General features: G+C 43.0%; 20 protein-coding genes. 9 read left to right on the top strand and 11 right to left on the bottom strand.

Annotation, left to right across the window (positions count from 1 at the left end; genetic code table 11):
- Positions 1–81: 81 nt before the first annotated feature.
- From K360_RS0101145 to rsmG, 6 genes are read right to left on the bottom strand one after another with little or no spacing between them, the layout of a single operon-like run.
- On the bottom strand, positions 82–720 hold the full coding sequence (locus K360_RS0101145) for an IMPACT family protein (protein WP_024821353.1): 639 nt from the start codon (positions 718–720) through the stop codon (positions 82–84).
- Positions 717–1,208 carry an HIT family protein gene (locus tag K360_RS0101140; protein ID WP_024821352.1) on the bottom strand — a complete coding sequence of 164 codons (492 nt, stop codon included), beginning with the start codon at positions 1,206–1,208 and terminating at the stop codon, positions 717–719. The genes K360_RS0101145 and K360_RS0101140 overlap by 4 nt, the downstream gene beginning before the upstream one ends.
- Positions 1,209–1,251: 43 nt before the next feature.
- Complete coding sequence (locus K360_RS0101135) at positions 1,252–1,476, bottom strand: hypothetical protein (RefSeq protein WP_024821351.1); 225 nt, start codon at positions 1,474–1,476, stop codon at positions 1,252–1,254.
- 15 nt (positions 1,477–1,491) lie between these two features.
- Positions 1,492–2,385, bottom strand: a complete 894-nt coding sequence (locus tag K360_RS0101130) for a ParB/RepB/Spo0J family partition protein (protein ID WP_024821350.1) — start codon at positions 2,383–2,385, stop codon at positions 1,492–1,494.
- Positions 2,358–3,134 (bottom strand): ParA family protein, encoded by a 777-nt coding sequence (locus K360_RS0101125; RefSeq protein WP_024821349.1) that lies wholly within the window; start codon positions 3,132–3,134, stop codon positions 2,358–2,360. The genes K360_RS0101130 and K360_RS0101125 overlap by 28 nt, the downstream gene beginning before the upstream one ends.
- Before the next feature lie 4 nt (positions 3,135–3,138).
- Complete coding sequence (gene rsmG, locus K360_RS0101120; protein WP_024821348.1) at positions 3,139–3,828, bottom strand: 16S rRNA (guanine(527)-N(7))-methyltransferase RsmG; 690 nt, start codon at positions 3,826–3,828, stop codon at positions 3,139–3,141.
- Positions 3,829–3,924: 96 nt separating this feature from the next.
- On the opposite strand from rsmG, the gene K360_RS0101115 reads away from it, so the two are divergent.
- From K360_RS0101115 to mprF, 9 genes are all read left to right on the top strand, one after another.
- The gene (locus K360_RS0101115) at positions 3,925–4,659 is read left to right on the top strand and encodes a Rossmann-like domain-containing protein (protein ID WP_024821347.1); all 735 of its coding nucleotides are present in this window, start codon (positions 3,925–3,927) and stop codon (positions 4,657–4,659) included.
- On the top strand, positions 4,656–5,462 hold the full coding sequence (locus tag K360_RS10905; protein ID WP_024821346.1) for a thermonuclease family protein: 807 nt from the start codon (positions 4,656–4,658) through the stop codon (positions 5,460–5,462). Before K360_RS0101115 ends, K360_RS10905 begins: the two co-directional genes overlap by 4 nt.
- 291 nt (positions 5,463–5,753) lie before the next feature.
- Entirely contained in the window at positions 5,754–9,413 is a 3,660-nt protein-coding gene (locus K360_RS0101105; RefSeq protein WP_024821345.1) for a hypothetical protein, read from the top strand.
- Between the two features lie 79 nt (positions 9,414–9,492).
- Entirely contained in the window at positions 9,493–11,109 is a 1,617-nt protein-coding gene (locus K360_RS0101100) for a PucR family transcriptional regulator (protein WP_024821344.1), read from the top strand.
- A gap of 222 nt (positions 11,110–11,331) precedes the next feature.
- Positions 11,332–12,063: a DUF5058 family protein gene (locus K360_RS0101095; RefSeq protein WP_024821343.1), complete on the top strand. Its 732-nt coding sequence runs from the start codon at positions 11,332–11,334 to the stop codon at positions 12,061–12,063.
- Between the two features lie 17 nt (positions 12,064–12,080).
- Positions 12,081–12,485: a hypothetical protein gene (locus tag K360_RS11445; RefSeq protein WP_245587073.1), complete on the top strand. Its 405-nt coding sequence runs from the start codon at positions 12,081–12,083 to the stop codon at positions 12,483–12,485.
- Positions 12,486–12,505: 20 nt separating this feature from the next.
- On the top strand, positions 12,506–12,769 hold the full coding sequence (locus K360_RS11440) for a hypothetical protein (protein ID WP_245587072.1): 264 nt from the start codon (positions 12,506–12,508) through the stop codon (positions 12,767–12,769).
- 48 nt (positions 12,770–12,817) lie between these two features.
- Positions 12,818–14,026: a M20 metallopeptidase family protein gene (locus K360_RS0101085; protein WP_024821342.1), complete on the top strand. Its 1,209-nt coding sequence runs from the start codon at positions 12,818–12,820 to the stop codon at positions 14,024–14,026.
- Between the two features lie 110 nt (positions 14,027–14,136).
- Entirely contained in the window at positions 14,137–16,680 is a 2,544-nt protein-coding gene (gene mprF, locus K360_RS0101080; RefSeq protein ID WP_024821341.1) for a bifunctional lysylphosphatidylglycerol flippase/synthetase MprF, read from the top strand.
- Here the strand turns inward: mprF and K360_RS0101075 are convergent.
- The 5 genes from K360_RS0101075 to K360_RS0101055 form a co-directional block, all read right to left on the bottom strand.
- Positions 16,643–17,461, bottom strand: coding sequence for a metal ABC transporter permease (locus K360_RS0101075; protein WP_024821340.1), 819 nt, complete (start codon positions 17,459–17,461; stop codon positions 16,643–16,645). The two genes, mprF and K360_RS0101075, sit on opposite strands and share 38 nt — an antisense overlap.
- Positions 17,454–18,254, bottom strand: coding sequence for a metal ABC transporter ATP-binding protein (locus K360_RS0101070; RefSeq protein ID WP_024821339.1), 801 nt, complete (start codon positions 18,252–18,254; stop codon positions 17,454–17,456). The genes K360_RS0101075 and K360_RS0101070 overlap by 8 nt, the downstream gene beginning before the upstream one ends.
- On the bottom strand, positions 18,251–19,120 hold the full coding sequence (locus K360_RS0101065; protein WP_024821338.1) for a metal ABC transporter solute-binding protein, Zn/Mn family: 870 nt from the start codon (positions 19,118–19,120) through the stop codon (positions 18,251–18,253). Before K360_RS0101065 ends, K360_RS0101070 begins: the two co-directional genes overlap by 4 nt.
- 114 nt (positions 19,121–19,234) lie before the next feature.
- Entirely contained in the window at positions 19,235–19,438 is a 204-nt protein-coding gene (locus tag K360_RS0101060) for a hypothetical protein (protein WP_024821337.1), read from the bottom strand.
- Positions 19,439–19,454: 16 nt separating this feature from the next.
- Complete coding sequence (locus tag K360_RS0101055) at positions 19,455–19,940, bottom strand: hypothetical protein (protein WP_024821336.1); 486 nt, start codon at positions 19,938–19,940, stop codon at positions 19,455–19,457.
- Position 19,941: the final 1 nt, after the last annotated feature.

Below are 19,941 nucleotides of genomic sequence, written 5' to 3'. Positions count from 1 at the left end.
AACCAGACTATTATATAGGTTAACATAGGGAGGTGTAAAGCCCCTTCTCCTTAATATTAAAGAGTATATAGGTATTGACTATTACTGATCTTTGGACGTTTCTTCCCATCCCCATTTTTTTATCATACCGGAAGCCTCTTCTTCTGATAAATAAGATTCTACAGAAGGAACAGAAGAAAGGGGGACAAAAAAAGATAGAGTAATCGTTTCAGCATAGGCAGGAAGCATACTTTCTTCTGAAACATCGCGATTTTTTAACTGATAGACTATTGTTTTATAAAGAGAGTAAGGAAATTCTACATATCCTCTTTTGCCCATTCGACCCTCTTTTTTCCCTGCTTTTTCAAGTGCTTGGGTTGTTGCATTCCCATACGCCTCAATAAGGCCTCGAACGCCTAATTTAATACCTCCAAAATAGCGTGTTATGACAACAGTCGTAAAAGTTAAGTTCGCTCGTTGAATTGCTCCTAATATAGGTTTCCCAGCTGTACCTGAAGGCTCTCCTGCATCTGAACAATATTCTATAATAGGATCAATTCCTACCCTATAGGCCCAACAGTTATGGGTTGCTTGTTTATGTTTTTGAGATACATCTGAAATAAACTGGCGGGCTATCTCCTCACTTCTGGAAACACTTACGTGGGCAATGAAAAGAGAACGTTTTATTTTTAGTTCGTACGTTACATTGTTTAAAGGTTCATAAAAAAAATCAGAAATCATTCAAGGCTCCATGCATCTTTTATTTTGCAATATGTCTGTTCAAGACTTTCTGGGATCACTCTAGTCTCAGCTAAAACTGGCATAAAGTTAGTATCTCCATTCCATCGAGGAACTATATGCAAATGCAAATGGCCGTCAAAACCAGCCCCTCCAACTCGGCCTAAATTTACTCCGAGATTAAATCCTTGTGGTGCCATAACTTTTTTTAAAACTTTTAAACAATGACCAGCCAAGCGATGCATCTCCAACAATTCTTCATCAAGAAGATTTTCATATAACGCTGTATGTCGATACGGAGCAACCATTAAATGTCCAGGATTGTAAGGGAATGCATTACACATTACAAAACATCTTTCTCCCCTAAACAAAATTAAACGGTCCTCATCTCGGTCTTCTTTGGGAAAGTCACAAAAGATACAATGCTCTTCTTTTTCTTCCGTCGAACTTGAGATATAAGCCATACGCCATGGGGCAAAAATACTTTCCACGATGCCACACCTCCGCTATATGTTTCACGTGAAACATTAATAATTATCTCTTTCTTTTATTTTTACGCCATATCTGTTTTAAATAAAGCCATCCTTGCCATAAACCAATAATGGCACCTAATAATGTACACCCTATAATAACCGTATCGGGGTATCCTCTAGAAAAAAGCCACCGCCCGATCCAATAGCCCAAGAATATATAACCTGCTATAAGAAGGGCTGTTGAAATAACCTTTCCAAATAATAAAAGGTCCTCTAGTCCCTTCAATATAAAACGCCTCCCCTATTTCCCGGGAAATAATTGGACAGCTGATTCTTGAAGAAGAGAACCCAATTTTTCTATCTGTTCCATGGATAAACCACGAATAGAAAGACGTAATGCGTCCCCATCTCCCGAAATCCGTGCCTGAAGACCATATTGTTTTGCAAGGTGTTCGAACACAGCTGGACATTTCTGTTTACAAAAAGTCTTTTCCTTAGATTCCTCCCAAGAGCCCTCCTTAAATCGCTTCACAAGCAATTCCAATTGCCGAACAGAAAGATGCTCTTTCTGTACTCGCCGTGCAAGTACCAGCATATGTCCTTCAGATTGAAGGCCAAGCAATGTTCGAGCATGGCCCTCTGTAATATCTTCTTCTTCAAGCATTTTTTGAATAGAAGAAGGTAATTGCAATAAACGCAATTTATTTGTTAGAAGGGTGCGACTCCATCCTATTCGTTCAGCAACTTCTTCTTGAGTAAGAGAAAATATGTCAATAAGTTCTCGAATAGCTCTAGCTATTTCTAAGGGTGAAAGGTCTTCCCGCTGGATATTTTCAATAAGAGAGATCTCCTGTACTTCCTGATCTGTCCCATTAAAAAAACATACTGGGACTTCGTTAAGGCCTGCTATCTGAGCCGCTCTCCAGCGTCGCTCTCCAGCTACAATGTTATACATTTCTCCCACTTTACGAACCACTAACGGTTGGATCACTCCATGAGTTCGAATGGATTCCGCCAGCGCCTGCAAATTCTTTTCATCCATACTTTTACGTGGCTGTTTATCATTTGGTTGAAGAAGAGAGAGAGGAAGTGTTTGTACTTCCCGCTCATCGTTATGGATGGACGATACATTCTTAGCCCCTGGCAAGAGGGCTCCTAACCCCCGTCCTAGTGCTCTGCCTTTGCTTCCAGCCATCTTTTTGCAACCTCCCTGGAAAAGGTAGAATACGCTTGGGCTCCAGAACAGTTGGGTTCGTAGTATGCAATGGGCATCGCATGGCTTGGAGCCTCAGAAAGCTTAATGTTTCGAGGAACAACCGTAGAAAAAACTACCTCCCCGAACTGTTTCTTCACTTCCTCTACCACATCATTCGCTAAACGAGTACGGGAATCATACATTGTAAGGAGCACTCCATCTATATTCAAATCAGGATTCAGACAATCTCGAATAAGCCCGATGGTACGGGCTAATTGACCAACGCCTTCCAAGGCATAATACTCACATTGTATAGGAACTATCAGCTTGTTCGCCGCAACAAGAGCGTTAATAGTAAGCATGCCAAGGGAAGGTGGGCAGTCGATAATAGCCACATCAAAATCTTTTAGGAGAGACATGTGACGGCGTAAACACGTCTCTCGACTAATAATGGAGGCCAATTCTACCTCAGCTCCTGCTAAATCGATAGTTGCTGGCAACAGAGTTACGCCTTCCCAAGGGGTAGGGGATAATGCTTCATGAATAGAGACTCCCCCTAAAAGAACATCATAAAGGCTCGTCTTTATAGTGTCTGGCTCCACTCCTAATCCGCTTGTGCAGTTTCCCTGCGGATCCATATCCACTGCCAGAACAGAATAGCCAAGGCTTCCTAATTCTGCCGCAAGATTGATGCACGTGGTAGTTTTCCCAACTCCACCTTTCTGGTTGGTAATAGCTATAGATAGCACAGTGTCACCTCCACCAAAATTTTTTTTCTGCCATTCCAGATCTCCGTGGAAACTCTTTAGGGCACGGTAATACTTTTTCCCATTTAAGAAGATAGTGTTCTTTTTTGTTAATGCTATACGGAGAAATGTCTGTTGCAGAAAGCCCTAATCGCAAAAACTTCCCCTCTAAAGGGGCTATCTCTTCCTTGTAAAGAGGCCCCTTAAAAGCAAGCACCCCCCCTCCTTTTGCTACAAAAGGAGATAGATATTCCAAAAGGACCCCTGTTCCTGTTACTGCCCGAGCGCCAGCTAACATATAACGTTCCCTCTGTTCTCTTGCATACTCTTCGGCCCTGGCACAAACAATATCCACATTGGTTAACCTCAAAAGTTGTACAAGCTCTTCAAGGGCTTTGCACTTCTTCCGCACACTATCAAGAAGAGTTACGTGTATATCGGGCCTACATATAGCCCATACTATCCCAGGGAGCCCTCCACCAGTCCCCACATCAATAACCTTCCCTTGATCAGGGAGAAAAGGAAGAGAAAAAAGACAGTCAAGAACATGTTCGTCCCATAGGGTTTCAGGATCCTGCGGTCCTGTCAATCGCACCCGACCAGAAAAAGAAACAAGACCCGCAATATAGCGATCCAAAGCTGGCCGGAAAGGTTGAACCATACAAAGAATCTCTTCAATATTTAATTGGACTGGCAATCAGCCAACCTCCTCTAATATCAAATAATATTCATTCATTATTTTTGTTATCATAACCCTTAAAGGGAAGTTTTCCAAACAGATGGAGGGACGCTTATGCGCTTTTTTGAAAAACTTATTTCTCTAGCCAAAGAACAGAAAGATGCTCCTGTTCGAGAAATAATTCTTGGATGGCACGCAAGTATTGTTAGTTTTGAAGATGGAAGATGGGGGCTCGGCATGGTTCCCCCTGGAGAAAAAATCCCACTATCCTCCAGAGAAGAACACACCCAAAGGCTCCTTGCCTCTACTGCTCATGATCTCGTATCTCTTTTTGCATCCCCTTACCCTCAAGAATTCGCAGCTGCCTCTGCTGCCGCTGCAGCACTCTTGCCTCCAGAAGGACCTTCTCTTCCTCTCGATACCATAGCAGGAATTCCAGCCGGCGATAACGTTGCAGTTATGGGATACGATCGAACACTTACTCCTTTCCTGCGAGATTGGGGATGGTCTATGGTGATCCTTGATGACGAAAGAGAGGCTCCTGATGTTTTCCCTGAAGATGAAACCCCTCAAAAATTACCTTTATGCAAGTGGTGTTGGCTCTCTTCAGACACTCTTCGAAACAGGTGGTTTACTTTCATTCAACCATATATCTCCCAAATGAAAGGAGTTTTTCTTCGAGGCCCAGGCCTTCCATGGCTTCCCCATCTCTTCAAAACAGCAGGGGTAACACACCTTATTCTGCCCTCTATAAATAAATACGAAATCTCTTCCATTACATCTTTTATTGCAGCAGGTGGAAATCCTTGGCTCTGTCGACATATTACGTGGCGGGTGCATATCTTATGAATGTTAAAAAAAGAACGCAACGCTTTTTTGTGTTATGGCTTCTTTTTGTTGTTCTTATCTCCATCTTCGTTATTTCTTCACAAGCTTCCTGCACGTCTTTCTTTTGCCCTGTCTCTGTGAGGAAAGTTATTGACGGAGATACTATTTCTGTGTCTCTCCCCGACGGAACAGAAAAACGGGTGCGCTATCTTCTCATAGATACACCAGAACTCCACCACCCCCATCGTGGAGAAGAGGAACTAGGGGAGGAAGCCCTTCAGATGAATACACAACTGCTCCAAATGGGACAAATCCTCTTAGAGTTTGACGTTGAAAAACGGGATTGTTACCAACGTCTTCTTGCCTATATTTGGTGCATTACGAAAGAAGGAACATTTTTAGTCAATGAAGAGCTCGTACGCCAGGGTGTAGCAATGCCTTCTACCATTCCTCCTAATGTTAAGTATGTATCCCGAATTCAAAATGCTTTTCGAGACGCTTGCGAGAGGGAAGCGGGCCTTTGGAGACTAGCTCGTCATCGTCGTTTCACTGCGAAACAGATATGGGAGTTCCTTCCTTTCCTGAGAGGACATTTTGTCTCTTTTTCTGCAACAATTCAAGATGTAAAAGAAACGCCTTTACGTTATATTTTCCGTGATGGACGCCTCTCACTTATCATATATAAAAGCGAAAAAGATCTTTTTCCTTTAAATAGTATAAAAAAAGGGACTCACATAGAGGGGGTAGGGAAGGTGATTTCAGGAAATAGCGGAGGTGAAATTATTCTAAATAGCCCATTACAGCTGTTTACTCTTGTCTACTAATGGGAAAGAGCCTAGTGGCTTTATAAATGATTTCCACATCTGGACAAGTTATCCACAATCCTTATAATGCACGGGGTAAGTGGGACTAAATCCACGACTTCTCCACTGGGTTATCCACTTATCCACATATCCACGCCCTTTAAAAAGGCTCTATATGTGTGTAGTTTTAAACTGAATAATTAAAATTATCAAACGAGTATTCTTTACACGTCTTCCCGATGACAAAATCTTCAAGAGAGAGTATCGTGAACTTTATATATATGTGAACTAAGAAAGGGTAAGAGGTGGGCAATGAAAAGATCCATTTATTTTGTTTTACTATTCGTCCTCATTTGTTCGATAGGAGGTATCTTTTTCCTCCCCTTCGTTAAAATTGATCTCGGGACTGCATCGCTTCGAGCAGCTTTGGAAAAAATCTTGGAAACAGCGACTTCTTATTCTATAGAAATAGGAGACATTCATGGGAACCCCCTTGGAGGGTTTACAATAAATGATGTTGTTATATCTAACGGTCAGGCTATTGTTGGACAGGTTAGCACTCTTTCTATTCGGCCCTCTCTATTATCTCTTGCAACAGACCACCCGAGATTAAAGAGACTTCGTCTAGAAAAATTCTCTCTTTCCATAGACCACTTTCTATCTTTTAAAAAAGAGGAAGCTAGGAGATGGAACCTACCTCAAGATATTGTTATGGATATCATCGTATCCCAAGGGAAAATTACCAGCTCTTCTTTAGGTATTGTAGATATTGGGAGAGGCAAAATATCAGTAAATAACCAACACATTACAGTAGACGGGCGGGTGAAAATAAATAACGCCCCTCTCTGGATCAATATGGAAGGGCAAGTAGGGGAGAGAATTTCTGTTAAATATATGAATTTTAAAATAGCTGAAGGGACTATCCAACTTTCTGGATATGTATGCCCGGAAATAGGGCTTGCCGGCAAAATAGAGAATGTGAATCTCTCAAAATTCATGCTCGCTTTCCCTCCGGCTAAGAAGACTATTGATCGTCCTTTAGAAGGGACCGTTTCTTCCAGCATTATTCTTCGCGGCCGTTGGCCATCCCTTGTTGCGGAAGGGCAGCTTTCCGTGGAGAAGGGGCACATTTGGGGATTCGACGTTTCGCAGGGAACAACTCGTTGGGCATGGGATGGTAAGACGTTAAGTTTTCTTGACATAAATGGATTGTTCTTTGGAAGCAACGTACAGGGAAATATCGTTATCTCTCCTCAAAAAATGGTTCAGATAGACGTAACGGGACATGAGTTAAAAACAGCTGAATGGTATGGCGTTTTCCCCTGGCTTCGTTTTGCACAAGGAACTCTCGATACCCTCCGCGTAGAGTTGGCAATACATAATGGGAAGAGAGAAGGAGTCACCACCTTTACTAGCACGTCTGCTGTCCTTTCCGGCTTCCCTCTAGAAAAGCTGACTGGGAAACTTTTTTTCTCTCCAGAGCACCTCATAACTGTAGATGCTTCGGGGTTGTGGCATGCTACTCCAGTAAAAGGGAAGGGCACTATTACTATTAAAGAAAAAGGGGCGAACCTTGATCTTGCATTCGATGTGCCGAAACTTTCTCTCAAAAATATACAAAAAATAACGCCGGAATTTCAAGCTCTTCTCCTCGAAGGGGATGTATCTGCTGCTGTTTCTCTTCAAGGTCTTTCTACTTCACCAGAAATTCAGGGAGAGATCCGATCTAAACGGATTCGAATAAAAGGTAATATCCTGGAAAGTTTTGCCCTAGATTTCATACAAAAGGGAAATATTACTACTATTCCCTCTTTCGCTGCTCTTTTTCAGAAAACATCTATTAAAGGAGGGGGGGAGATACAACACCTCTTCGCAAAAGAAGAACCCATTTGCAACATAAGAGGAAACATGAACAACCTGTCCACTGCTGCTCTTGAGACTCTTCTACCAGATATAAAGCCTCTTCATGCTTCAGGATCTCTATCGGCAACATGGCAAATTTCAGGTTCTCTTAAAGATCCTATTTTTACTATAAATGCAAAAGGGGAGAACAATAAAATTTTTGAAAAGGTTCCTCTTCAAGACCTTGAAATGTCGGGAAAGTATAGAAAAAATCTATTTTCGCTAGACGCAATCAGAGGAAGGATATGGGGAGGGCTTTTTCTGCTTTCCGGTACCTTTGACATAGCTCAACCTGGAATAGCTCTCAATATAACAGGGGATATACGTCACATGAAAGTAAACAAAATGGGTCCTACCTTGGCAGGCTGGCAAAAAATGGATGGGGAAGTAAATGGAACTTTCAACATCCTTGGCACCTCGAGGGCTCCTTTATTAACAGCCATCATAGAAGGAGAGAACATGACGCTTTCTGGCCTTCTTTTCGATAAAGTTACAGCGAAAATAGAAGGGACGCCAACAGAGTTACAAATAGAAACTGTTACGGCCATGCTAGCGGGGTCATTATTGGAAGGGGCAGGTACATTTTCTGTGGGGAAAGGGTTAAATATGAACATTACCATCCCTCCCACAAATCTCCAGGCAATAGTGTCACAATGGCTTTCTCAATCACCTGTAGATGGGAACATCGCTGGTGAGATTTCTATTTCTGGCCCCCTACAACGGCCATCTATCTCGGCTACAGGCACATCTCAACATATTCGTATTGGCGGACTTGTTCTGAGTGACGTCTCATTAAAAGCCCAACCCCAAAAAGACGGAGCTTTTGTTTTTTCCCTCGATGGAATATATAAAAATGTTCCTGTAACCATTCTAGGCGGAGGAGACCTTGCTAAAGACGGATGGGAAATTTCTTTAACGACAGGAGAAAAAGGCATTCCCCTTGAACTTCTCGCTGCCAATGGAAATGGGAAAGGACGCTTTTCTGGCTTCCTTAACGCTTCATGGAAAGGGAAAGTTAGCGAAAAAGGCCTTCGTGGCAGTGGGCTTATCTCTTCTTCAGAGATGAAACTATACGGCTTTACTCTTTCCAGAATTCAGCTTCCCATTGAAACAAGTTCTGATGGGAAATTTTTAATTACAGATGGGGAGGTTCAAGCATACGGAGGGGAAGGTACAATCTCTGGGAGTTTCGATCCTCAAAAGTTTAGGTGGGACGCAAATGTTATAGTAGAAGGGCTTGACTTGGAAAAAGCCTCTATAGACTGGCTACCACCAGAAGGGAAACTCTCCGGGGAAGGGACCCTCAAACTTGATGCTTCTGGCACAATGGGGCAGTTAAAGTTTGTTTTCGGAAGTGGCTCTCTCTATATAAAAGAAGGGGCCATAGAAGGATTCCCTCTTGTTAAGAAAGTAAGCGGCACAGATAAAATTGGTTATCGTTCGATCATGGCTAATTTCAATCTCGACGGAAGAAGCCTTTATCTCCTTCCAGGAAGCAGGATTTCCGCTTTTCCTAATGATCCTGTTTATCGCTATTTAAACGCAAGCGGCTCTCTTGGATTTGGAGATAAAACCGTTTCGCTAAAATGCATGGGAGACATTAATTTGAAAGCTTTAAATGCCCTCCTTGGCGGTATCAAGGGACTCATAAGCGTGGGAGACAATATTACAGACCCCCTGTTGCTTCAAAAGTTCCTATCTGGACTTTTAGGCGGGTATTACTCTGTACGAGATTTTCGTGAGGCTAGTTTTACACTTGAAGGGACATGGGACAATCTTAAAATGTACGATTTAAAAGTCTCTCAGCCTGTTCAAAAATCGCCTATACCGACAGACAGCTCCTTCACACGGGAGAAAAGAGACGATGAAATTGACGATATAACCATTAAGCTATCTTTTCCGACTGGAGAGGGGAAAGATAGCTCGCTCAGCCCGGGAGAACAAGTAAAAAAACAACTTATGGAAAACCTGTTAAAACAAATAATAAAACCAGAAGAAATTGAAGAGATCTCGCCAAGCCCTAGTAAAGAAAACGATGCTGGAGCATCTTCTTCTAATGGCGGGCTATAAAAGAACAGAGAAAAGAGACGTTGTTAACCAGATCGCATGAGAGAACAGAGAAAAGAGACATTGAAGGGAGTTTTTATACATGACCATTACTGTACGCCAAATGCTTCGAATCCCAGAGTTGAGACGAATGAAAATTGTTGCTGGAGAAAGTGGCCTTGATACGAATCTTGTATCTACGGTCACTGTTCTTGATGCTCCAGATATAGAGAGATGGGTTCATGGAGGAGAATTTGTCATTACCTCTGGATATATTTTCAAAGATGATCCTACAGCCCTGGTGCAAGTAATCGAGAATCTAAGTAAGGGAGGAATGGCTGCCATTGGCATAAAGTTGGAACGCTTTTTGAAAACTCTCCCAACTGAAGTAATAGAAGCAGCAAACAAGCTTCGTTTCCCCATTATTAATGTACCTATTGATTTTGCTTTTAGCGATATTATTAATCCGGTACTCTCTAATGTAGTAAACGCACAAGCTCAGGAGCTGCGTTTCTCCGAGAAAGTTAGTCAATCTTTCTACGAGCTTATTATGAACGGAGAAAGTATCGACGAAATACTCGACAACCTTCAGTACTTTATTCATGTAGATTTAGCTTTTGTCGATACGGTATTTGGACAAAATTATTACTGTGCCCAATCTGAGGACTTTGTCGACCGTATCCGGAGAACAAGTTTACCCCAACTTGTGCGTGAGATCCCTAATCGACAAGCAGTTATTGGAGATAAAACATACGGGTATCTTTTCTTCGATGTAGAGGACTTAGGGACCCTTCCTAAAAGTTGGGACATCTCTATTTCTCATGCTATTACAGCTATTTTAATTTGCACTCAAAAACGGATCGCTAAAAGTGAAGCTGAGAAACGATATCGTGATGAATTTGTCCAGGACATCCTTTTAAAAAATGTCCGGTTTGAGAAGGAGGTCTGGAATCGTGCTCAACTTTTCGACTGGGATTTACGCGGCCCTCAGGCTGTAATGGTAGTCGATATAGATAACTACAAGCATCAGTTTGAGACAGCTCGGCAAATTGACGAAGCAGTAGCTACTCTTGATGAGGTAAAACAGCGGATTTATAACATTTCTACCTCTATCACAAAAAAGGATTTTCCTAACGTTCCCTACGCAGAGATGAGCGATTCCATAGCTTATATCATTCCATCATCTCTACGTGACTACGATGAATTTAAAAAGAAACTATTAAGAACGCTTACGTCAATCCAAGAAGAAGTTTCGAAAAAAACACATTTTACCGTTACTATTGGTGTAGGAAATACAAAAGATAGTATATTTGCTTGCCACCAAAGTTATGAAGAGGCGCAAAAAGCTCTGGAAATGATACGAACAACCTGTGGCGGCGGACATGCTATTTTCTGGAGAGATCTTGGCGTCTATAAGCTTCTCGGCAACCTCTATAACACAAAAGAAGCCGTGGCTTTCTATTACGACTATATAGGGAAACTTATCGAACACGACAAAAAGAAAAAGAATCAACTCGTTGAAACCCTCGAGACTATTGTACGTTGCAACTGGCAGTTGAAAGCCGCAGCTCAAGACCTTTCACTCCATTACAACACATTGAAATATCGTTACAGAAAAATTTGCGAGCTCATAGACCTCAATACGAATGATAGTGAAGATCGCCTCAATGTGGCTCTTTCATTAAAATTGTATCTTATGGACAAATATCTAGATAAATAATTGTCTTTTAGTTTCTATAAAAACTAAAAAAGAAACGAAATCGTCCCTTAGGAACATAAACTTGAACCTTATATTGTTTTTGAGGGACGATGTTTATTGCCTCCATTACAGATACAATTTCTTGTGAAAGTTGCGACTATGTTTTGTTTCGTGTGAGCGCGCACACAAACGAATATGCAAAAAACGCTGTTGTCGTTGGAATACTGTGGAGGTGTTTTTGTTATGCCAGAGGCTGTTCTTCAAATAGCAAATAGTTGGCTCATTTGGGGCATTGCTATTGCTATCATAGTCATCGTTCTAATACAATCTCTTTTGTATATCCGCCTTTCTTTCAGAGCTGCAGATCAGATTGGATTTCCCCGCGAAAAATGCGTCCGCGGCCTTCGAGCTGGCGCTATTTCTGCCATTGGGCCGTCCATAGCTATTTTTATTGTTATGGTAGGTATGATGTCTGTTGTTGGCGGGCCTATTACATGGCTGCGGCTTTCCATTATCGGAGCCGCTCCCACTGAGTTAACAGCGGCTACTATTGGAGCCGAAGCGCTTGGCGTTAAGTTTGGGTCGGCAGATTACGACTTAACCGCTTTGGCCACATCGTGGTGGACCATGACCATTAATGGTACAGGTTGGCTTATCTGTGCCGCTCTCTTCACTCATAAGCTAGAGGGTATGCGAGAGAAAATGGGGGGCGGAGATCCTGTATGGCTTGCTATTATGTCTGGTGGCGCTATGTTAGGGTGTTTTGGATTTCTCAATTCTCGAAATATAGTTTCTGGACTTCGAGAACTTCAGTCTGGCCTGGCTGGTGGCGGTGGCCCCCTCTATGCTGCTATCGGAGGGTTGCTCGGCATGGTTCTTATGATGCATTTAGCAAAAAAACTTACTTGGCTCCGTGAATATACCCTTGGTATCGCCATGCTCATAGGAATGGCTGTAGCTGTTATTCTCGTCTAGCTAAAGGAGGCTCTATTATGGTCAGTCATGAAGAATTCGACAAAATATGGAAAAAGCCAGCTGTAAAGATAGGAGTTATAACTATCATAGTTCCTATGCTGATGTGTTTTTTACCTAACGTATATTTATTCCTTCGGTTTGGGGCTTTTCCGCCTCTCTCCGTAGCACTTAAAGCCTGGGCTATGATTGCTACCATTTTTGGGGCATTTTACATAGTGGAGTTGGTGTCTTATTACCCTATATTGGGTCTTACAGGTACCTATATTACCTTCCTCACAGGTAACATGGGAAATCTCCGCGTCCCTTGCTCCGCCGTCGCACAGGAAGTTGTCGGCGTCAAGCCAGGGACACAAGAAGCTGAAATTGTTTCAACCCTTGGTCTCACTGACTCAGTGGTAACGAACCTTTTTTCACTACATTAGCGGCGGTAGCTGGAGCAACATTGCTTGCTATCTTCCCGGAACCTATAGCTATTGCTTTTAAGCAGTACACTGTAGCGGCTATTTTTGGTGCAGTTTTTGGCCAATTTACATTAAAATATCCAGCCCTTGCAGCAGCCGGACTAGGTATCCCCTTGCTCCTGTTCATTGGAGGGCCCGCTATCGGCCTATCTTTTTTAGCGGAGTCATGGATTGTTATCATTGGTTCTGTTTTTGGCACTATCGGCTTTGGGCGCTTGCTCTATAAGAAAGGGCTTTTACATTAAATTTTACATTTCAGATCACATCACACAGGATAAGAGGGGGAGTCACTCTTGGAAACAACAAAGAAAGAAGCATTGGCGTTGCAGGAACAGGTTGTAGCTTGGAGACGAGACCTGCATCAAATCCCCGAAACAGAGATGGATACTGTTCAGACCGAAGCATATATCTGTGCTTGTCTGGATGAAATGGGCATTCCCTACAGAAAGGGAGTTGCAGGACATGGAGTTGTTGCCGTACTTAAAGGGAGCAAGCCAGGAAAAGTATTCGCCCTTCGCGCTGATTGCGACGGTCTTCCCATAAAGGAAGAAACAGGCCTTCCCTTTGCTTCTAAGAACGGGTGCATGCACGCTTGCGGTCACGACGTACATACAGCTATGGCCCTTGGAGCCGCGAAAATCCTTGCTGATAACAAAGATCATTTGGAAGGATCTGTAAAGTTTATTTTTCAGCCAGGAGAAGAAGGTTGTAAAGTAGGGTATGGTGGCGCCAAACGCATGATAGATGATGGCGCTTTAGAGGACCCACGTCCTGACGTTATAGTAGCTCTTCATACCGGTTCTCTTTGGAATGATGATCTTAAACCAGGCGATATTGGATATCGTTCAGGAAGCTTTATGGCATGCATGGATCGATTTGAGATTGTAGTGAAGGGGAAAGGAAGTCACGGTGCGTATCCTCATGGTTCTATCGACCCAATCAGCATTGCTTGTCATATCGTAACTGAACTTCAGACAATCGTAAGTCGCGAGATGAATCCTGTAGAACCAGCCGTTATCTCTATTGGGGAAATTCATGCCGGCTCCGCTTTTAATATTATTCCTGGAGAATGCCGTATTAGTGGAACTGTAAGAGCTCTTACCAACGACACCCGGAAAGTTTTAGCAGACCGGATTGAAACTATTGCCCAAACAGTCGCTCAGGGGATGCGAGGAGAGATTGAATTCCGATATGGTTGGGAAGGGCCTTCTCCTGTTGTAAACGACCCTGACGTAACAGAGGAACTTCGTCAGGCTGCCGTAGCTGTTCTTGGAGAGGCGCACGTAAAAGAGATCAAAAATCCCTCTATGGGAGGAGAAGACATTGCCTTCTTCCTTGAAGAAGTTCCTGGCACTTTCTTTTTCCACCCGAGTTGCAATGAGGAAAAAGGACAGATTTACCCTCACCATAACTCGCGCTTCGCAGTAGATGAGGACGTGCTATGGATTGGCTCTGCTGTCATGTCAACCATGGCTATAAACTGGCTTAAGAAACATAAATAAACTTCTACAGACAAATTACAGGGGCGGGCAAAAAAGCTATTCTGCCTGCCCCTGTTTTCTTTTTCTGCTATAAAATTATTGAAGATCCATAGCAGAAAGGGGTTCGAAAAATGGGCCTAAAAAAGAAACATATAACTCTTTTTTTGAGTTTCGCTCTTTTTACATCTGCACTTTGGGTTATCCACAGAGAGTTAGGTCATTTTTCTTATTTCGATATTCGCAGAGCCATTACGGCCATCCCTTCGCAACGAATTCTGCTCTCCTTTTTCTGTTCTATTGTCAGCTATCTTCTTCTTACTGGAAACGATTTGCTTGCTTTGCTTCATATCGGGAGACGGATTCCTTATGGGAAAACAATTTTTGCCTCCTTTTTAAGCTATGCTATTAGTTACAATGTGGGTTTTTCCATGTTCTCAAGCGGATCCATCCGTTACCGCCTTTATTCACCTTTAGGACTCTCTCTTTTCGATGTCGGGCAAATCACCGCTTTTTGCGGCATGAGTTTTTGGATTGGAGCGTTAGCTCTTGGTGGGGGAGCGTTCCTCCTGGAACCACCAACTCTTTTTGTTACATTGGGAATACATTGGAGTGCTCGTACTGTAGGGATACTTTGCCTCTCTCTTCTTTCCGGGATATTTCTTTTAAGTTTTTGGGGGAAGACTATCACATTGGCAGGTCATACTATAAAATTTCCTTCAACACGTCTTCTAAGCAGCCAACTTGTTTTAGCCACTTTCGACTGGCTCTCCGCGTCTTTAGTTCTGTTCCTTCTTCTTCCTTCCTCTCCAGATATGAACTATCTATCTTTTCTCGGACTTTTTGTCATATGTGAGTTATCAGGAGGGATGAGCCAGGTTCCTGGCGGGTTAGGCGTCTTTGATTCCCTTTTTCTTGTACTCCTGTCGCCTCATTATTCATCTCCTACCCTCATGGGGGCTCTCTTGATATACCGACTTATTTACTATATTCTTCCTCTCCTTATCGCAACTTTTAGCCTTATGTTTTTAGAAGCATCAGTACTATTAAAAGGGAAACCCATGGCAACCTCTATTTTTTCTGCCGTCAGTCCTTCAATACCCATTATATTTTCTATCCTGACTTTTATAAGCGGTCTCATTCTTTTGGCATCAGGAGCTACCCCTGGTATAGAAAATCGACTCCTTTTTTTAAAGAAAATTTTCCCTCTTGCACTCCTTGAAACCTCTCATTTCTTGGGAAGCATTACTGGCCTTTTTTTGCTCTTCCTCTCAAGAGGGTTAGCGTTGCGATTACGAGAAGCCCATACTGGTGTTGTATTGCTCCTTATCAGTGGGGTAGCATTCTCTCTCTTTAAAGGTGCCGACTATGAAGAGGCTATTGTTCTTCTCATCGTGGCCATCTCTCTTGCTCCTGCTAGAAAAATTTTTTATAGACGATCCCGTTTTATGGAACAGCCCTTTAGTTTTACGTGGTTCCTTCTCATCACTACAGCAGTGGCGAGTATTGTATGGTTAGGGTTATTTTCTTTCAGACATGTTCCTTATAGTCATGAACTTTGGTGGCAGGTAGCCTTTGAAAAAGACGCCCCGCGGTTCTTAAGAATGTTTCTGGGGGTAACGATCCTAACGTTATGTTTCTCCCTCTGGAGATTAAGTCGACCAGCCCATGTAAAACCCTCAACGCTTACTGCTGAAGATCTCTCTCTAGCCCGTATGCTCGTCTCCCTCTCTCCAGAAGCCTCTTCTGCTCTTGCATTGACAGGGGATAAATATTTCCTTTTTAGCTCCAACAAAAATGCCATGATAATGTACCAAGTACGAGAATCTCATTGGATCGCAATGGGAGACCCTATAGGGGATGTGGATGACGGTAAAGAACTCATATGGCTCTTTACAGAAATGGCCGACAGATATGGTGGTCAGGTAGCCTTTTATGAAGTAGGAGAAACATTTATAGATACGTATATCGAATTAGGTTTTTCTCTTATTAAAATTGGGGAAAAAGCCCTCGTTTCTCTGGAAGACTTTTCCCTTGAGGGGAGCCATTTCAAAAGTCAAAGACATACTATTTCGCAAAAAGAGAAGGAGGGTGTGATTTTCAAAATCTATCCGCCTCAGGATGTACCGTCCATCCTTTCACAATTAAAAGAGGTGTCTGATGGGTGGCTTTCTACAAAAAACACGAAAGAAAAAGGGTTCTCCTTAGGTTTTTTCTCCGAATCCTATATTGCTTCCTGTCCGGTAGCTGTTTTAATTCAAGACAATACTATTATAGCTTTTGCCAACGTATGGGAAGGTGCGAACAAGAAAACGCTTTCTATAGACTTAATGCGGTACAGACCCGATACATCTCCAGGACTTATGGATTACCTGTTTTTAAAACTCATTCTTTTTGGGAAAGACAACGGTTTTAAATGGTTCGACTTGGGCATGGCTCCGCTTTCAGGGCTCAGAGATCATCGTTTAGCCCCTCTTTGGAATCGGCTTGGTCATCTAATCTACCGTCATGGAGAACATTTTTATAACTTTCAAGGGATAAGACAATATAAAGATAAATATCGCCCTATCTGGGTTCCTCAATACCTTGCTTTCTCCCCGAAAGGGCCCCTCACAGGTTTTCTATTAGATCTATCTCTCCTCATTTCCGGAGGCTTCCGCGGGCTATGGGGGAAATAAGAAATGCCAAGACATACCCGACAGCTGCTACGCATATAATCACAGCGCCTGCTGTTACATTGAAACGGAAAGAGAGCCATAACCCTATCGTAGAAAAGAGCAGGCTCAAGACAAAAGCAATGCCCATCATAGAAAAGAGGGAATGAGCCCACTGTTCCGCTATAGAGGGGGGAATCGTCAAAAGAGCTATAACGAGGATAAGCCCAACCACCCGAATTAAGAGAACAACAGCTACGGAAATAAGGATAATTGTAACGAAGTGCAAAAGAACCACAGGCACTCCTCGAGTCTTTGCGAACTCCGGCTCATAGGCGAAGGCGAGAATTTCTCGGTGAAAAGGAATACCTAAGAGAAGAGAAATGGCAACCAGACTACCCATAGACCATAAATCACCTCGTGATACCGTCAAAATGCTTCCAAACAAATAGCTCATAAGATCAGAGCCGTATCCAGGTGTTATATCTATAAAGATAACCCCTGCAGCCATACCGACAGCCCAAAGGACACCGATAATCGAGTCGGATCGAGAGGGCTTATGGAGGGTAACCCATGCCATTATAAGGGCCATGACAAGAGAAAAGCCAATAGCTCCCAAGCGAGGTGATATGCCTAGAAAAAAAGCAAGGCCCACACCGCCGTACGCAGCGTGAGCAACCCCTCCAGCAATAATAACCTGGCGACGAACAACAACAAGAGTTCCCATCATACCGCAAAGTACGCTGGCAAGAAGAGCCGCCCCAAAAGCGTTTTTCATAAATTCAAACTGTAACATATCAATCATGAGAAGAGAGCTCCTTTGAAGCATGGTCGTGGCGAGCGAGCACACGATGAGGAACGCCATGAGCAACGAGCTCTACCGGACACTGTCCTCCATATTCCATAGCCAACATTTCTTCTGTAATCTCACCAGCATTGTGGTAATACACATCGCTACAAACACAAGCCACTGCCGTAGCACCACTGGCTATAACAGATAGGTCATGACTTACCACTAAAATAGTGAGACTCCCAGCCAGAGAAGCCAATTCTTCATAGAGAACACCTCTCGCTTCTGGGTCAATGCTCGCCATTGGTTCATCCATTAAAAGAATCTGGGGTCGAGAAGCGAGAGCTCGTGCAATAAAAACTCTTTGGCGTTGCCCTTGAGATAATTCTCCCATTTTGGCACAACTCTGATCTGCCATACCTAAGCGAGCGAGAGCTTCCATAGCAATTTCATGATCTTCCTGAGAGAAAAGAAATCCCTTTCTGCCTCCCCCGAGACGCCCCATTAACACTACATCAAGAACACTTATAGGAAAATCTCGGCTACGGCCGGTATCTTGAGGGACATACCCAACGCATCCCGTGGAGTGGCCAGGCGTTCTCCCTAAAACCTGTATTTCTCCATACGTAGGCTTTACAAGGCCGAGAATTAACTTAAGCAAGGTTGTTTTTCCTCCGCCATTAGGGCCAATAATAACTAGGAACTCACCTCGTGGCACAAGAAAAGACACGTTATCCAAAACCTTGTCACCATTTTCGTAATGAAAAGAAACGTTCTTAAAAGAAATCACATAATTATTGTCACTCATCGTAAACTTTCCCCTATAACTTGAGCTGTGTGTAGCATTCCTTCCGCCCAATTGATAGGTAGAGGGTCTATAACAACAATAGAAGCCCCAACCTCACGAGCAAGACTTTCCGCTATCTTTTTAGAGAACTGAGGAGAAACAAAAATAGTAGAGAGTCCTTCTTCTTTCATTTTCTGAATAAGAGCGGCGAGATCTGCCGCTTTCGGCTCTTTGCCTTCTATTTCCATAGCAATCTGTTCCAGGTCGTATTCTCGAGCAAAATAAGCCCAGGAAGGATGAACAACAACAAATTTATTCTTTGTTTTTCCCTGAAATTCTCCTCGAATTAATTGATCTAACTGGTCTATTTGGGAACAGAAAATGCTATAGTTGCGATTATACTCTGATGTATGGGCAGGGTCCAAGGCAACAAAACCATCTCGTATCGCTGCTGCCTGAATCTTTACGAGGGATGGAGATAACCAAATATGCGGATCCACAAGCTCATGATCATGACCGCTATGATGGTCACTTCCAACAAGTCGCTCTATGTCCTTTTGTGTTTTTACTATTCGCAGAGAGGAGCTCAATGACTGAAGCCGCGGAAGCAACGCTTCTTCAAAGGGAAGACCTACCGCAAAATAAATAGCACCGTCAGATAAAAGCTTCATTTGAGAAGGGCGCGGCTCGTAGGTATGCGGATCGTTTCCAGGACGGATAAGTACCTGAACAACAGCATGCTCGCCAGCTATTTGCTGAACAAAATAGGCTTGTGGTGGAATGGAAACAGCTACATGGATTTTCTCATCCCCACGAAGAGGCCCAACGAATATAAGACCTAAAAAACACGCAAAAAACATGCTTGCGATTTTCCATCGAAGCATCATAAGCATCACCTCATTACGACCTACGAATATACTGTTTATTTTACAACAGAAATGAGGTGAGGCGAGGCTTCCTTTTATATGCATATGCTGTAAAGGAAGCCTCTAGTCGTTCTTTTATTCTGGATAGGGTCGGTCTTCACTATGGATTCTTTTTTTATCCAAGCAGTGTCCTCGACCTCGGAGCTTCTGTTCTTCACGATAAATATCTTCAAGGACTTTCAGGTAGCGAATTTCCCATTCTCTTTGATCCATGTTCTTCCTTGTGGATTCTCGAGAAAGATAATCTCGCTCCTTTCGCAGAGAATATAGATCCCCCATGTTTATAAGCCCTCCTTTACGTTTCCCGGACCGAGAGACGAATTCGAATCTGTCCCAAATTCCGGGCCGCTTCATTTCCTGCCTTAAGAAGGACAACTCCATTCCCTTGTACCCCATATATCCCCCAAATTCCCGAAAGAAGCTCTACTTCCTGTGCTCCAAGTTCCACAAAGCCTGCAGATTGTCCTCGAACAGGGGCATCAAGTTTCAGAAAAAGCTGTACCCCTTCAGGGAGAATCCCTTCTATCTGACCAACAATTTTCCGTGGGGTAGTTCCTGTAGCTGTAACAATATAAGTTAGCGGAGACGTCTCGCCTTCATTACCAATATAGCTGTTAAGCGAGAGAGGATTCTGAAGAATAGAGATGGCATTTTCCTCTGGAACTTCTATAGAAATTTGTATTGTAGCCACAGTTCGATCTACTCCTTCCACAGGGCCACAAGCGAGAAGGAAGGCAGCAATAAACCCCAAAGTAAACATTCTCCAGACCATCATCTTCACC

The sequence above is a fragment of the Aminobacterium mobile DSM 12262 genome (genome assembly GCF_000526395.1).
Taxonomy (GTDB): Bacteria; Synergistota; Synergistia; order Synergistales; family Aminobacteriaceae; genus Aminobacterium; species Aminobacterium mobile.
This window is presented reverse-complemented; position numbering and strand designations above follow the sequence as displayed.

Coding starts and splice junctions, on each gene's coding strand:
- K360_RS0101145 (WP_024821353.1), bottom strand. CDS start 720: ATGATTTCTGATTTTTTTTATGAACCTTTAAACAATGTAACGTACGAA.
- K360_RS0101130 (WP_024821350.1), bottom strand. CDS start 2,385: ATGGCTGGAAGCAAAGGCAGAGCACTAGGACGGGGGTTAGGAGCCCTC.
- K360_RS0101115 (WP_024821347.1), top strand. CDS start 3,925: ATGCGCTTTTTTGAAAAACTTATTTCTCTAGCCAAAGAACAGAAAGAT.
- K360_RS10905 (WP_024821346.1), top strand. CDS start 4,656: ATGAATGTTAAAAAAAGAACGCAACGCTTTTTTGTGTTATGGCTTCTT.
- K360_RS0101105 (WP_024821345.1), top strand. CDS start 5,754: ATGAAAAGATCCATTTATTTTGTTTTACTATTCGTCCTCATTTGTTCG.
- K360_RS0101100 (WP_024821344.1), top strand. CDS start 9,493: ATGACCATTACTGTACGCCAAATGCTTCGAATCCCAGAGTTGAGACGA.
- K360_RS0101095 (WP_024821343.1), top strand. CDS start 11,332: ATGCCAGAGGCTGTTCTTCAAATAGCAAATAGTTGGCTCATTTGGGGC.
- K360_RS11445 (WP_245587073.1), top strand. CDS start 12,081: ATGGTCAGTCATGAAGAATTCGACAAAATATGGAAAAAGCCAGCTGTA.
- mprF (WP_024821341.1), top strand. CDS start 14,137: ATGGGCCTAAAAAAGAAACATATAACTCTTTTTTTGAGTTTCGCTCTT.
- K360_RS0101075 (WP_024821340.1), bottom strand. CDS start 17,461: ATGATTGATATGTTACAGTTTGAATTTATGAAAAACGCTTTTGGGGCG.
- K360_RS0101070 (WP_024821339.1), bottom strand. CDS start 18,254: ATGAGTGACAATAATTATGTGATTTCTTTTAAGAACGTTTCTTTTCAT.
- K360_RS0101065 (WP_024821338.1), bottom strand. CDS start 19,120: ATGATGCTTCGATGGAAAATCGCAAGCATGTTTTTTGCGTGTTTTTTA.
- K360_RS0101060 (WP_024821337.1), bottom strand. CDS start 19,438: ATGGGGGATCTATATTCTCTGCGAAAGGAGCGAGATTATCTTTCTCGA.